Here is a 14,457-nt window from a genome sequence, read left to right as displayed (position 1 = left end):
ATGAGCAGTCGTTCCGTGCCGTTTTTTTCACGCGTGTTCTGGGCCCTCGTCATACTGCTGCCGGTCGGCAGCGCACAGGCGGCCACCGGCAACTGCGCCAGCCTGGGCCAGTTGCCTGCTGCGCTTGAGGTCGGTGAGGGCATGCAACAAGCCATGCAATCCCCGGTGGCCATTACGCGGTTGGCCGTTGGCGATCCAAAAATCGCCGACGTTCAAGTCAACAGCAACCAGTCCTTCCTGCTTACCGGTATCTCTCAAGGCGCCACGAGCCTGATGATCTGGACCGCGTGTTCGAGCAGCCCACGCCAGAGCATGGTGTTCGTCAAAGGCAAAGCCACGTCGGCATTGACCAGCCTTTCGCTGTCACCCTCGCAAGACCCCTCGTTGCCCAGCCAGGTGCAGACCGACATCCGCTTTGTCGAGGTCAGCCGCACCAAGCTCAAGGAAGCGAGCACTTCGATCCTGGGGATTGGCAAGAACTTCCTGATCGGCAGCCCCAACCTGTCCGTGCCCAGCGCAAACACGCTGGCCCTGCCGGTGAGCGCGTCCAACTTCAATATCGGTTTCGGCGGCGGACGTGTATCGGCCATGATCAATGCCCTGGAAAGCAGCGGCTTTGCCTACACCCTGGCGCGTCCCAGCCTGGTCGCCCTGAGTGGGCAAAGCGCAACCTTCCTGGCCGGTGGCGAAGTGCCAATTCCGGTGCCCAGCGCTGGCAGCGACACCATCTCCATCGAGTACAAAGAGTTCGGCATTCGTTTGACCCTGACCCCCACCGTGATCGACCGCAACCGCATCACCCTCAAGGTCGCCCCCGAAGTCAGCGAGCTGGACTACAGCAACTCCGTGCAGATCCAGGGCATCCAGGTCCCCGCCCTTACCGTGCGGCGTACCGACACCAGCGTGTCCCTGGCCGATGGCGAAAGCTTCGTCATCAGTGGCCTGATCAGCACCAACAACCGCTCCACCATCAACAAATTTCCGGGACTGGGTGATATCCCGATCCTGGGTGCGTTCTTCCGCGACTCCAACATCAGCCGCGAGGAAAAAGAGCTGCTGATGATCGTCACCCCGCACCTGGTGCAACCCCTGGCCGCCGACGCGCAGTTGCCGTCGCTGCCCGGCGAGAAACTGCGCAGCTACGACCCGAATTGGTACCGCCTGTTCTTCCTCGAAAATGGCAACTTCGACCGGCGCACGGGGCTTTCCCAATGAGCGAGAGCCTGAGCCAGACGTTCCTGGCAATAACGCGCAACAGCACCGACCTGGAATGGCTGCAGGGCGCCCTTGCACCGTTGGGCCAAGTGGTCAGCGCCGGCGGCAGCCTGGACGAGTTGCTGGCACTGGTCGACGTGACGTTCGCCAACCTGGTCTTCATCGGCCTGGACCGTGAAAACGTCACCACACAGTGCGCCCTGATCGAAGGGGCGCTGGAGGCCAAACCCATGCTGGCCATCGTTGCGTTGGGCGACGGCATGGACAATCAACTCGTGCTCAATGCCATGCGTGCCGGCGCCCGCGACTTCGTCGCCTATGGCTCGCGCTCCAGCGAAGTGGCCGGCCTGGTTCGACGCTTGAGCAAGCGCATGCCGGCAGTCACCCATACCACCCACCTGGGCGGTCTCACGGTGTTGTATGGCACCCAATGCGGTACCGACGGCGCATTACTCGCCATCCACCTCGCTCAGGTGGTGCAAAAAAGCGGGCAACAAACCCTGGTGCTGGACTTGGGCCTGCCGCGCGGTGACAGCCTGGCGTTGCTGGGCCTGGAAAGCTCGTTCCACTTCGGCGATGCCCTGCGCCACCTGCGGCGCCTGGATGCGACCCTGATCAACAGCGCCTTCACCTCAACCGAGGCAGGCCTGCGCATCCTGGCCTACACCGACGGTGACGAATCGCTGGAGCAAACCAGCGCCGCCGAGCTGTACATGCTGCTCAGCGCACTGCGCCAACACTTTCAGCACATCGTGGTAAACCTGACCGGGCAATCGGACAGCGAAGCGCTGCGCACCTTTGTCAGCCATTGCGACAAGCTGCTGTGGTGCACCGATCAAAGCGTGCTCGACTGCCGACGCAACCTCGCGGTGATCAATCGGTGGCGCGAAAAAGGCATGAAACTGGAGCACGGACGCCTGTTGGTCGACCGCTACATCAAAGGCGCCGCACCGGAGGCTGAAGCGCTGGGCAAAACCTTCGGCCTGGAGGTGATTGCGGTACTGCCCCTGAGCGCAGAAATCCGCCTGAACGCCAAGAACCAGGGCCAGACCTTATTTGCCTTATCGCCACGCGAGCCGTTGACCCAAGCCCTGCGCACCCTCGGCGAGCGCCTGGCGAAACGCTCCGAAGGCCTTGAAAAACCACCGGCCAACTGGCTCACCCGACTCTGGAGCACGAAATGAGCAGCGAGAAACTGTTCGGCGTGCCGGCACGCGGCGCGGCAGGCAATACCGATCACGATGGCCTCAAACTGGTCCTGCACCGCTACATCATCGATGCCATTGAAGAGTCAGGGAAAAACCTGCTGGAAGGCACGCGCCACTCCCTGGCGCAATTTGTGATGGATAAGGTCGCCGAGTACATCACCCGCATGCACCTGGCCGTCTCCCGCTATGAAATGGAGCGCCTGGCGGAAGAGATCGTCGACGAACTCACCGGTTTCGGGCCGCTGGAGGTGCTGCTGCGCGACGTATCCGTCACTGAAATCCTGGTCAATGGCCCCCACCGCGTGTTCGTCGAACGCGATGGCCTGTTGCACCAAAGCGACCTGCGTTTTATCGACGACCACCACGTGGAGCGCGTCATGCAGCGCATCCTTGCACCGCTGGGGCGGCGCCTGGACGAGTCGTCGCCGATGGTCGATGCGCGGTTGCCGGACGGCAGCCGGGTCAATGCGATCATTCCACCGATTGCCCTGGACGGCCCCTGCCTGTCGATCCGCAAATTTCGCAAGGACATGCTCAAAAGCAGCGACCTGGTGGCGATGCAGACCATCGACCAGCCGATTTTCGAGTTCTTCCAGGAGGCCGTGGGCAAACGCTGCAACATTCTGATCAGCGGCGGGACCGGGACCGGAAAAACCACACTGCTGAACATTCTCAGCCAATTGATCAACCCCCACGAACGGCTCGTCACCATCGAAGACGTGGCCGAGCTGCAACTCGGCCACCCCCACGTCGTACGCCTGGAAACCCGCCCGCCGAATGCCGAGGGACACGGTGAAGTGAAGGCCAGCGACCTGATTCGCAACGCCCTGCGGATGCGCCCGGACCGCATCATTCTGGGTGAAATCCGTGGCGTGGAAGTGCTCGACGTCCTCACGGCAATGAACACCGGCCACGACGGTTCGATGAGCACGGTGCACGCCAACAACGCACAGGATGCGTTGTTGCGCCTGGAGACGCTGGTCGGTCTCACCGGCCGCACCGTCGCGGAAAAAACCCTGCGACAGATGATCTGCGCGGCACTGGACGTGGTGATTCAACTGACGCGCCTGCCCGACGGCCGCCGTTGCGTCAGTGAAGTCGTGGAAGTCGTGGGCGTGCGTGATGACGTGTATGTCACCAACACGCTGTTCCGGCATGACAAGCGCACCGGCTTCGGCTTCCTGCGCGAAGCCATCAACCCCGCCGGCGACAAACTGCGCCGCGAAATCCCGCTGCCCTTGTAGGAGACGCCTGATGATCGGTCCGCTCCTGCTCGCATCAATCTCCCTGGGCATGCTGTTGCTGGCCACGCGCCTGATGCGCAGCGGCCTGCGCCAGGCCCAGACCGATCGTGTGATGGAGCGTCTGGGCCAGGGCCAACCCCAGGCGCTGAATGACAAGACCGTGGTGACCCGCGTTGAGCGGATGTTCATCCGTGCCGGCCTGGGTAAGCCCACCGAACGCCTGGGGCTATGGCTCACGCTGTGGGGGTTGGGCGCAGTGCTGGGGGTGCTGGTCGCCGAATGGCTGGGCCTGCTGGCGATGGTCGTGCTGCCGCCGCTGATCCTGCGGTTCTACCTGGCCCTGCGCTACCGACGCCGCCTGCACCGGATGATCGAGCAATTGCCGCAGTTGCTGGACCATGCCGTGCGCAGCCTCAAATCTGGACGCACCCTGGCGGATGCGGTGCTGGGGGGCATAGAGGCCAGTGACGACCCGCTGAAAAAATCCATGGGCCGCATCAAGCGCAACGTCATCCTCGGGGTCAGCCTGCCGGAAGCCGTGCACGACTTTGCCGAGTTCTACGAACAGGACGAGCTGCGCCTGTTTGCGTTGGGCTTGAAGGTCAATCATCGCTACGGCGGCAACGCCAGCGAACTGCTGGAAAACCTGATCAAAATGATCCGCGAACGGGACCAGGGCGCCCGCCAATTGCGGGCGATGACGGGGGAAACCCGCGTGACCGCGCTGGTACTCGGATTGCTGCCGGTCAGCGTGGCCGGTTACTTCCTGATGACCAACCCCACGTATCTGGTGGGCATGTGGGCGGATGACAGCGGCCGGTGGATGTTGATTGGCGCGTTCGCCATGCAGGTCTTCGGTTGCCTCGCGCTGTGGCGCATGCTGAGGAGCGTCTGACATGGCCCTGCTGATCAGCGCGTTATTGTTTTTCGCGGCGCTGTTGCTGGTGGTCGGCAACGTCCTCGCTCAACGCCGTCAGCAACGTCTGGTCACCTCGCGGCTGCAGGGCGAAACCACGCGCGAAGACAAGGTAGGCCAGTGGCTGCGCCGGTTGGGCAGCACCCGGATTGGCCAGCGCACCATCAGCCTCGATAACGAAACCCAGGTCCTGCTCAACCGACTCGGCTGGCGCAGGACCGGCCAACGCTCGATGTTCGCCGCCTGCCAAGTGGCGGCGCCAGTGTTGCTGCTGGGTCTGACACTGCTGGTGCAAGGTGTATTTTTCCCGCAGGCGGACCCCGTCTGGCTCGCGCCATTCCTGGGGTTGGCCACCGGTTACCTGCTGCCCAAGCGCGTGCTCGCAGCGCTGGCCAAACAGCGTCAGGAACAGATTGCCGAGGAAGTCGCGACCTTTATTCCGTTGCTGAGGATCCTGTTTGAATCCGGCATGGCGGTTGAGCAAACCCTGCGGGTGATGGCCCACGAAGCGCAAAAACTGCTGCCGGTGCTCACCTCGGAATTGCGCATTGTGCTGGCCCGGGTCGACTCGGGCCTGGAGCTTGGCGAAGAGTTGAGCAAAGCCAGCCTGATGCTCAGCGTCGATGAATTCAGCGACACCTGCTCGATTCTGCAACAGCTTCTGCATCAGGGCGGCGGTGCGATGAAGTCGTTGCAGGCGCTCAAGCAACTGCTGGACGACCGGCGCCTGACCCGCATGCAGGAATACATCTCCAAGATGTCGGCAAAGATGTCCGTGGTCATGATGGTTTTTCTGTTTCCGGCGTTGCTGATTGTGTTGGCCGGCCCTGGTTTTATCGCCATATCAAAGGCCATGGGGCCTTGAAAGGACGAATGATGAAAGCACTGATTACAGCCTGCAGCCTATTGCTGTTGAGCGGTTGCGCGAACCTGGACCAGATGCCCTGGGCGGGGTTCACCGCTAACAGCAGTTGCTCCAAGCCCAGCGCCGACCAGGAGCTTTCGCTGAACCTTGCAGACGAAATGGCCAACGACGGCAAGCTGCACGCCAGCCTGGCCAATCTGCAAAACATGCCGGACAGCTTGCCTCAGGTGCGCCTGCGTAAGGCGAAGGTCTATCGCCTGCTGGGGCGTAACGAAGCCGAGCCGTTGTACAAAACCCTGCTGGGCACGTGCTTGTCGGCAGAGGGCGAACACGGCCTCGGGCAATTGGCCGTCGCCAGGGGGGACAACGCTAAAGCCACGGCTCATTTGCAACGGGCCGCCACGCTGTCGCCCACCGATGAAAAGATCCGCAATGACTTGGGGGTGGTTTACCTCAACCAACTGCGCATGGACGAGGCACGTTTCGAGTTCCTTACCGCCATGGAACTCAATCAAAGCAACCCATTGGCCGCTATCAACCTGGTGACCCTGCTGATTTACCAGGGCAACTGGGGGCAGGCCTCGCAAGTGGTCGGGCGCATGGGGTTGAGTCCTGATCAAGTTACCCAGGCCCAGGCCCGGGCGCAGCAACTCAAGGGGTCGCCAGCGTCGCCATCCAAGGCGCAAATGGCGGCGGTCAGCGAAGCCTTGCAGGCGCCTATCCAGTAAGTCATTGAGGGAGTACTGATATGAAACTCACACGGCTCGCCGCCCTGCTGCTGGCAACGCTGCCCCTGACCGCCCTAGCCATCGAGCCCGGCCCGTCCTCGCCGCAGCAGCAACAGACCGAAGCCTGGCTGCAACTGCAAGTCAGCGGCCAACTGGCGTCCTCCACGCCGCAGAAGGCCACCCCCGCTGAGCGCGAGAACGCCATGCAGCGCCTGATAGACAGTTACAAACACGCGATTCCTGAGTATTTCGAGCAGAAACAGGGCGGCAATTCAGCGGGCGGCGGCCACTAGTGAGCAGTCACCCGCTGGTGTATCGAGGCCGTGTTGGGGGACAGCGCCAGCGCCAGTTGCGTGCGGTTATGCATATGCGTCAGGCGCAGCACCTGGGACACGTAGAGCTTCACGGTGTTTTCCGTGATGCCCAACTCACAGGCGATCTGATAGTTGGTCTGCCCCTTGCCCACCAGCCTGGCCACATCCAGTTGGCGCGGTGACAGTTGTTTGAAGATCACCGGCATCTCGATGACCGCGCCTTCGCCCTCCACAGCGTCAGGGACAGCGGGCGGCTGAGGGCTGCTGCGGACTTTATCGAGATCGTGATAAAGGTCATCGATAGACGCCGAGAGGAACTGCAGTTTCTGGTTCAACTGCCCCAGTTCAAGGCTTTTATGCCGCTCTTGCAGCGCTGCCTCCTGACGCTGCAAACCTTCCAGCAGTTCATTGAGGTCGATCGGTTTCTGGTAGTAGTCCGCGATTCCAGCGCGCAACGCCTTGATGACATCCTGCTTGTCGGAGCGCCCCGTCAGCATGATCGCCTCGAACACGCGCTGCTTGCCGGCCAGGCGCTGCAGCGCCTGCACCAACTCGATACCGTCCATTTCCGGCATGTGCAGATCGCAGAGCACCAGACCGATTTTAGGGTCTTCGCGAAAACGCGCGATCGCATCAAGGCTTGAGTGACAAGGGATACAGAGATAGCCGCTACTTTCGAGAAACTCGCAGAGTTCTTCCACAATCAGCGGCTGATCATCGACAACGAGCACTTTCACTTCAGAGGTAAGCTTGTTCACGCGCAACTCCATGCCTGGGCAAGCCAAAGACCAACCGTTCCATTACTCCGCTGCGTTTGCGCACAACGTAACTACAAACGTAGACGCACTTTCTGACTATGTACATAGCACTAGGCTACGTCACGACTAATGGATCCAAACCCAGGTCAGGCTGAATCCCACAAACAGAAAAGGCGCAAATGGCTGCTTATTTGACACCTGTGGCTGAAGGTAATGCAGAGCGTTTCTAACCCCTTGATTCATGAGCGGCCACAACTTTGGCGCCAGTAACAGCCATGCGCCAGTGGCCACTCCCGCACCGACAAACGTACCCATCAAGTAATGGCTGTCGGTTGCCAACGCCAACGCCGCCAACAACTTCACATCCGCACCACCCAGTCGGCCCAAGGCATAACCGGGCAAGGTAAACAGCAGCGCCAGGCCCAACGCCCAACCGCCGTCGGCGGCCGGGGCACCCAGCCAGGTGGTGCCGTTCCAGAGCACGTAAACCCATGCCAGCAGCAACCCACCCAGGGTCAGGTGGTTGGCGATCTGGCGTTGACGGATATCTTGCACGGCACACAACGCCAGCCAAACAAACAGCAACAGGCTCTGAATCACGTAAAAAAAATCCCTTTCCGCTGAATGATTCTATGCTGATATCAGGTAGTGGTTGTCAGGGTAGACGCAGTCATGAAAAAAGGCCTCCCTAGAAAGCAGAAAGGTGCCGCCGCGCTTGAGTTCGCGCTGGTATTCATGCTGTTTTTTGCGGTGTTTTACGGTTTGGTCAGCTACAGCCTGCCGCTGTTGCTGCTGCAGTCCTTCAACCAGGCAACGGCAGAAGGTGTGAGGCGCGGCGTGGCGCTCGACCCCACCACCCCAGGCTACTCCGATGCCCTGAAAAACCGCGCGGCCGCCGCCGCCCAGGCACAGCTGCAATGGCTGCCCCCCGCCTTCAAGTTCGTGCCGGCTTATGTCACGGCGACTTATTCGAACGGAATGCTGACCGTGCAAATCAACTACCCGTCCGACAACCTTAAGAACGTCTTGCCGTTTCTGGTCCTGCCCGGCTTCGGCGCGGTGCCCAACTTGCCTGCGACACTCTCAGCCCAAGCGAGCCTGCAGTTTTGAACTCTGGGGAAAAGTTTTTCGATCGACTCCTGGGCCGCCCTCCTGGTCTCCCGGCCTTGTCGGCCCAGCCTCCCGTGCACGTCGGCCTGCATATCTACCTGGATAACCTCGGCCGCGTGGTGGATACCCACGGCGCGCTATGTCATCGCCTCGCAAAGACGCCCGCGCCGCAACATCCGGTGCCGCTGTCGGACTATCTGGAGGAGCGCAGCGCCGTCGTGATCGAGGGCCACCCCGGCGACTGGCAGGGGCAGAACCTCGACCTGGATTTCAAAGGCTACGCCGGGCAGCCCTTGCAAACCCGAGGCTGGATTCAGCCTCAAGGTGATGGGTGGCTGTTGCAGCTGTTGGACATCGGCGACTTGATTACCCACCGTCACCAGGCGCAAACCAGTGAACAGAATCAGTACCTGAACGAGCAGGTCAGCGAGCGCCTACGGGTGTGCAGCCTGGCGCGCTTGCCCGAGGTACTTGAGGACAACCTGCAAAGTATCGCGCAGCGCTGGCAGATCCCCTGCGTCGCCATTGCCCTGCTCGACGACCAGGACCAGGGCTGGCTGATCCATAGTCACTACCGCGCCCACGATGCTGCGGCGCTGTGGCACGACGGACAAGCCCTGGGAACCACACTGGATAGCCTGGACGGCAAGACGCCCTTGAGCGTGACCTTGAATCAAGGCCACAGCGAACATCCACGCTTGCACGGAATTTTCGGCAATGCCGACGGTTTCCTGGTGCCCTACCGTGACGGTCATGGCGTTGCCGCCTGGCTGCTCTGCGGTTTTTATCGTGCAGAACAACAGGCCAGTGAGCGTGCCTGGCTGCAACTGACCGCCGCCCTTGCCGCGCCGTTACTCAGTCGCCTTCGCGAGCAGCGTCATCAGCAGCAGTTGGACCGGCTGGAAGCGCTGCAAGGCTTATTGGGTACCGGCTGGTGGGAGCTACTCGCAGACAGTGAAGAGATACAGCTGGCACCGCAGTTGTTGCAGCACCTGAGCCCCAGCCACAGCAACCCGCGCATGGCCCTGACGGACTGGCTGATGCTGATCCACCCCGCTGACCGGCAGGAGCTAGCCAGCCGCCTGCAAGACTTGCAAACGCTGGACAAGCCGGTGTCTGCCAGCGTGCGCCTGCATCCTGTGGATCCGGCACACAGCCCCACCTGGTATCGCGTGCAGGGCCAGGCTTTGGGCGCCGGAAGCAGTCGCCGGCTGATTGGCTTCATGCTCGACATCAGCGACATCAAGAACCAGGAGCAACAGGCTGCCGCCGCCCACGCAAGATTGGATAACCTGATCGCCAGCTCACCGGCCATCATCTACGTGCAGCGGTATGTCGAAGGTACGCTGCAGCCGCTGTTTTTCAGTGACAGCCTGCTGCCCCTGCTCGGCCGCACCCTCGCCGAGTGCACCCCGGCCGCCCTGGTCGAATGGATTCACCCCGAAGACCGCGACCGCTACTTCGAACGCACGCGCCAACTGCTGCGCGAAGGCAATGTGCGCAGCCGCTACCGAGTGTGCGACAAACAGGGGCATTACCATTGGTTGCTCGACGAGGCCAAGCTGCTACGCGATGACCTCGGTTTACCGGTCGAGGCCGTCGGGCTGTGGCTGGACGTCACCGAAGCGACCCTGGCCGCCGAGCACATCAAGCAAAGCGAAGAGCGCTACCGCATCCTGGTGGAAGACTCGCCGGCAATGATCTGCCGGTATCGCCCGGACCTCACACTGACCTTCGGCAACACGCCGCTGGCCAACTATCTGGAGTGCCTGCCTACGCAACTGCCAGGGATGAACCTGGGGCATTGGTTGTCGGAAGAACAGCGCCAGGCCTTTGTGCAACGCATCCACCAGTTGACCCCGGAGTTCCCGGTCAGCACTGCCGAAATCAGCCTGGAGCTGCCTGGGCGTGAGCACGCGTGGTGGGTGTGGTCGGACCGCGGCGTGTTTGATGAGCACGGCGCGCTGGTCGAGGTGCAAGCGGTGGGCCGCGACAACACCGAAGTGCGCCGTTCCCAGCAACAACTGACCCAAAGCGCCAAGATGGCCACCCTCGGCGAAATGGCCACGGGCCTGGCCCATGAGATCAACCAACCGCTGAACGTGATGCGCATGGCCATCGTCAATGTGCTCAAGCGCCTGAGCAACGGCAACGCCGACGTCGACTACCTCACCGAAAAACTCCAGCGCATCGACGCCCAGGTGCAACGCGCGGCGCGGGTGGTGGACCATATGCGGGTGTTCGGCCGGCGTTCGGAACTGGAGCAACAGCCGTTCGACCCGGCACAGGCCGTGGAGGGCACGCTGGCGCTGCTCAGCGAAGGCCTGCGCGGCAAAGGGCTGGACTTGCGTATCACCGCGGCAGACGTCGAGGTGCAGGTCAAAGGCTATGTCGATCAACTGGAACAAGTGCTGATCAACCTGATGGTCAACGCCCGCGACGCGCTGTTGAGCCAGCGCGAAAAAAATCCGGCACTGCGCCCTTGGATCGCGCTGCATTGCGAGCAGGACAGCCGCCACGTGCGCATCTGGGTGGAGGACAACGGCGGCGGTATTGACCCGCGTCTGCTGGAGCGCATTTTCGAACCGTTTTTCACCACCAAGCCGATTGGCGTGGGCACAGGGCTGGGGTTATCGGTGAGCTACGGGATTGTGGAAAACATGGGCGGACGCTTGAGTGTCGTCAATGGCGAAGAGGGGGCCAGGTTTTGTGTGGAGCTGCCCATCGTGGACGCTTAAATCACCAGCGCCGCCTGCCCGTGGGGCTTGCAACTGAGGTTGGCACCGACTTCAACCTGGTTCAGGTTGATGCCCAGCGTGGACAGCACGCCATTGACCAGCGGATCGACAATCGGGCTGAGCACCGTACCGATGACGTTGCCCAGGGTGGTATTCAATCCGTTGAGCACCGTGCCAGTGTTTTCTAATAACACGCCGAGCAGGTTGAAGCCTGTGGGTTTGTAAACCTGGAACTGAACACCTAGCAATGTCGACTTCAGGGAACCCACCAAATTGGCAGTGGAGAATGGGTGGTAAAGCGCCGGCTGCTTTATTTCTGGCGGTTGGCTGTAGGTGTACGAACCGAGGGACGAGCTCGTGGCGCCGACATCACTCTTGATGCTCAGCCCGATACCACCGCCGTAAAACGGCTTGCGCGTGCTAGCGTCGCACGTGGTTGGCCCCAGACCGAGCAGGGGTTTGAAGCAGGTAATCGCACCAATATCTATCACTGGTAATGGAGGGATCGGATCCAGCGGTGGGCTTGAAGTCAGCGAATTGATCAGCGTAGGGCTTTGGCCGATCTTGACAGTCACTACCGAAGCGTTCGTTTGGGTGGTCAGTGTCTTGGTCGCGTCGCTCGCGCAGGTGAACCCTGTGACATAACTTTCGGCGTTGCCCAATTCAAGAATCACGTCCACTTGAGCGGCGGGAGGATTGGATGTTGACGAAAGAATCTTCAAGTCAGTTCGTTCGCAATAACCGCCCACTGCACACAAGAGCGAGCTAACGGTACCGCCCAGGTTCAAGCTCAACAGATTATTCAAAACGTCAGAAAGTGGACCGACCAATCCGTTCAAAACCCCATTCACCGCCGGAGTGTCAAGAAGAGGCACTCCCAGCGTGATCCCGAGACGTAGCTGAGCCGTGCGCACATAAATCCGCGTGCTCGCATCGGTCTTGTTCTTGGCGTACGTGGGGTCGCCTATCGCCGACAGTTGTGGCGGTTCGATCACCTTGAGCTTGACGCTGGCGTTGATCACCCCCGGGATAGTCACCGGCACTTCAGCGACCACCCCATTCTTCTTGTTGGCCAGTTGCACAAAGGCTTGCGCCAGTTGGAACACATTCAATGTGGTGTTGAGCCCGGCGGCCACCGCCCCCGTCTGCAACTGCAGCACGTTGCCCAACGTCACGTCGAGGTCGCCCACCAACGCCCTGATCTGCGCAAGCCCCGAGGCAGCCACCGTGGCGGTGCCGGAGCCGGCTTGCAACACCGTGACAGCCGCATCGATCAGTTGAGTGAGCTTGAGGTTCTTGGCCAGCAACTCGTCGTAATTGCCCGTCTGGACACCCACGTTCACGGCCAACTGGTTCAAATAGCTGAGCAGGTTGAGATTGTTGTCGACCAGGCCCCGCCAGCCGGCAACATCCAGCGAAAGGCTACCGCCCAACAGTTTGCCGAACAGCAGATTCAGCGCCGCTGAATCGTTGGATTTGACCGTCACCAGCGTGGACTTGATGGTCAATTGCGCCTGGGGCGGTAAAATTTTTGGCGCGGCAACGGCCTTGGCCGTCAACAGCGTGTTCAGGCTGTAGGCACCGCCATTGAACAGCGACCACACGCCACCGGCGACACTGGTCAACACCGGGCGCGAGGCGATCACCTGAATCGCATCGCGCTGGGTGGCATCTGCGGAAAACACCCGTAGATTCGTAGCCGCCGTGGTCAACGAACCACAGCGAACGTCCAGTGCATTGGCAGGCGGGATAATGTAGCCATTGCGCACAGCACTGGCGCCAGCATAGGCGGTGGCGGTGTTGTTGCTCGCCGCCAGGCAATCACCATTGCGCTGGACGGCTTCCAGCGCGGCCATGTCGGCAATGCCTTGCAGCTTGCGCTTTTCAAGATAGAGCCGCCCGCTGTCGACCACCAGCAACAGGAAAACCAACGCCAGACCGAGCGTCAGGGCCGCCATCAAGCCAATCGCACCACGCTGCCTGCAACGAAGTCGGGGAGACATCGAGCACTCCTTAGCGCTTACTCTCCGTAGATGCTGTGGAGTGTAGACAAGGCTTTATACGTACGCTGGCAAGTCGCCACAAATCAAGCTGATGGCGAGCACGCTCCCTCGCCATCGGCAGCCCGCCCCGCGAGAAGGTCAGTGCGGGGGATAGCTGGAGAGGATGCGGGTCACCGTCGTGCGGATGGCGTTATTGCGATCCTGCGGGTTCGGTGTGCTGCTCATCATCTGTTCATCACTGCCGCGCCACACCAGCTTGCCGTCCTTGCCGTCGAGCAGGTCGATTTGGATGGTCGCCACTTTGTAGGTGATGTTGCGTGTTTCGTTGTACATCGGCGCGCCCCAGTAGCCGTTCCACGGGCCGCCCCAGGCGCCGCCATAGTTGGTGGTGACTTGTTGCTGGCGGTCTTCGACGATCAAGTAGGCCTGCACATTCAGGTCTGCCTTGGTACCCGCAGCCGCCGGGCGCAGGCCACGTTGGTCGAGTTGTTCGCCCACGGCCTGGCGGATGCGTTGTTCGGTGAGGTCGCTCTTGATCCGCGGATCGTCGGGGCGGTATTGCAGGGCCGGGTCTTTCCAGGCCCAGTTACGGTAGGCGCCGAAGTCTCGGCTGGCATCAAAATCGTGGTTGACCTGGCTGGTCTGGCAACCGCCCAGCAGCACAACAAAAGCTAGCGTAGCGATACGACGGAACATGGTTGATCTCCAAAGAGCGACCCGGGCTTTAGATGAGAATAGATGTTAAATGGGAGGATACGCGGTCATCGCCTTTTGCACGGCCTGGCGCAAGGCATCCGCACGCTCGCTGAGGCTGCCCTGGCTACCGGTTTCGGCGCTGGCACTCCACACCGGCTGGCCGCTGCGGGCATCGAACAGGTTGACGCGCACCACCACCACTTGCACTTCATAGGTGCGCACGATCGGCACCGAGTTGTACATGCCGTAGCCCGGACCGTAGCGGTTATAGCCGCCGTATCCGTAGCCGTAGTCGTCCCGGACTTGCTTGAGACGCTTCTCCAGGCGCACATCGGCGCTCACCAGCAGGTCCGCCGGGCGATTGTCATGCAAAGGGCGCAGGCCGCGCTGATCGAGGGCGCCGCTGACCGCTTCGGCGACTTGCGCCGAATCCGCCCAGGCCGTGCCCGCCGGCAACTGGCCGTTGCGCCAGGCCCAATTGCGGTAGGCGCCATAGTCGCGCACCGGCGCCGGGTAGGCGCTGGCATCAAAGGTCTTGGCTGCCTGCGCGGGCGCTGGCGGCATGGGCGCAGACGCCGCCACATAAGGGTTAGGGCTGGAGCAGGCGCCCAGCCCGAGGGATAACAGGATCAAACAGAGACGACGCATTTCGACCTCCGCAG

General features: G+C 61.4%; 14 protein-coding genes. 9 read left to right on the top strand and 5 right to left on the bottom strand.

The features are described from left to right. From AD670_RS17015 to AD670_RS16985, 7 genes are read left to right on the top strand one after another with little or no spacing between them, the layout of a single operon-like run. On the top strand, nt 1-1,215 hold the full coding sequence (locus tag AD670_RS17015) for a type II and III secretion system protein family protein (RefSeq protein WP_053134685.1): 1,215 nt from the start codon (nt 1-3) through the stop codon (nt 1,213-1,215). After that, on the top strand, nt 1,212-2,399 hold the full coding sequence (locus AD670_RS17010) for a pilus assembly protein (protein ID WP_053134682.1): 1,188 nt from the start codon (nt 1,212-1,214) through the stop codon (nt 2,397-2,399). The genes AD670_RS17015 and AD670_RS17010 overlap by 4 nt, the downstream gene beginning before the upstream one ends. Continuing rightward, entirely contained in the window at nt 2,396-3,667 is a 1,272-nt protein-coding gene (locus AD670_RS17005) for a CpaF family protein (RefSeq protein ID WP_053134679.1), read from the top strand. Before AD670_RS17010 ends, AD670_RS17005 begins: the two co-directional genes overlap by 4 nt. Before the next feature lie 10 nt (nt 3,668-3,677). Continuing rightward, nucleotides 3,678-4,562, top strand: coding sequence for a type II secretion system F family protein (locus AD670_RS17000; RefSeq protein WP_053134676.1), 885 nt, complete (start codon nt 3,678-3,680; stop codon nt 4,560-4,562). Between the two features lies 1 nt (nt 4,563). Further along, nucleotides 4,564-5,448: a type II secretion system F family protein gene (locus tag AD670_RS16995; protein ID WP_053134671.1), complete on the top strand. Its 885-nt coding sequence runs from the start codon at nt 4,564-4,566 to the stop codon at nt 5,446-5,448. 11 nt (nt 5,449-5,459) lie between these two features. Next, nucleotides 5,460-6,176: a lipopolysaccharide assembly protein LapB gene (locus tag AD670_RS16990; protein WP_053134668.1), complete on the top strand. Its 717-nt coding sequence runs from the start codon at nt 5,460-5,462 to the stop codon at nt 6,174-6,176. Nucleotides 6,177-6,196: 20 nt separating this feature from the next. After that, complete coding sequence (locus tag AD670_RS16985; RefSeq protein ID WP_053134665.1) at nt 6,197-6,469, top strand: DUF3613 domain-containing protein; 273 nt, start codon at nt 6,197-6,199, stop codon at nt 6,467-6,469. Here AD670_RS16985 and AD670_RS16980 read toward each other — a convergent pair. Together AD670_RS16980 and AD670_RS16975 are read right to left on the bottom strand one after the other, a co-directional pair. Then, entirely contained in the window at nt 6,466-7,248 is a 783-nt protein-coding gene (locus AD670_RS16980) for a response regulator transcription factor (RefSeq protein ID WP_053134779.1), read from the bottom strand. The genes AD670_RS16985 and AD670_RS16980 overlap by 4 nt on opposite strands. 126 nt (nt 7,249-7,374) lie before the next feature. Further along, nucleotides 7,375-7,848 carry a prepilin peptidase gene (locus AD670_RS16975; RefSeq protein ID WP_053134662.1) on the bottom strand — a complete coding sequence of 158 codons (474 nt, stop codon included), beginning with the start codon at nt 7,846-7,848 and terminating at the stop codon, nt 7,375-7,377. Nucleotides 7,849-7,920: 72 nt separating this feature from the next. On the opposite strand from AD670_RS16975, the gene AD670_RS16970 reads away from it, so the two are divergent. Together AD670_RS16970 and AD670_RS16965 are read left to right on the top strand one after the other, a co-directional pair. Continuing rightward, a complete protein-coding gene (locus AD670_RS16970; protein ID WP_053134659.1) occupies nt 7,921-8,358 on the top strand; it encodes a TadE/TadG family type IV pilus assembly protein in 438 nt (145 codons plus the stop codon). Beyond that, nucleotides 8,355-11,096 carry a PAS domain-containing sensor histidine kinase gene (locus AD670_RS16965; RefSeq protein ID WP_053134656.1) on the top strand — a complete coding sequence of 914 codons (2,742 nt, stop codon included), beginning with the start codon at nt 8,355-8,357 and terminating at the stop codon, nt 11,094-11,096. Before AD670_RS16970 ends, AD670_RS16965 begins: the two co-directional genes overlap by 4 nt. Here the strand turns inward: AD670_RS16965 and AD670_RS16960 are convergent. From AD670_RS16960 to AD670_RS16950, 3 genes are all read right to left on the bottom strand, one after another. Further along, the gene (locus AD670_RS16960; protein ID WP_053134653.1) at nt 11,093-13,099 is read right to left on the bottom strand and encodes a pilus assembly protein TadG-related protein; all 2,007 of its coding nucleotides are present in this window, start codon (nt 13,097-13,099) and stop codon (nt 11,093-11,095) included. The genes AD670_RS16965 and AD670_RS16960 overlap by 4 nt on opposite strands. Before the next feature lie 138 nt (nt 13,100-13,237). Next, nucleotides 13,238-13,795, bottom strand: a complete 558-nt coding sequence (locus AD670_RS16955) for a DUF4136 domain-containing protein (protein WP_053134651.1) — start codon at nt 13,793-13,795, stop codon at nt 13,238-13,240. Nucleotides 13,796-13,840: 45 nt separating this feature from the next. Beyond that, nucleotides 13,841-14,443: a DUF4136 domain-containing protein gene (locus AD670_RS16950; protein WP_053134648.1), complete on the bottom strand. Its 603-nt coding sequence runs from the start codon at nt 14,441-14,443 to the stop codon at nt 13,841-13,843. Nucleotides 14,444-14,457 lie beyond the last annotated feature (14 nt).

The organism is Pseudomonas sp. MIACH (assembly GCF_001269925.1).
GTDB lineage: Bacteria > Pseudomonadota > Gammaproteobacteria > Pseudomonadales > Pseudomonadaceae > Aquipseudomonas.
This window is presented reverse-complemented; position numbering and strand designations above follow the sequence as displayed.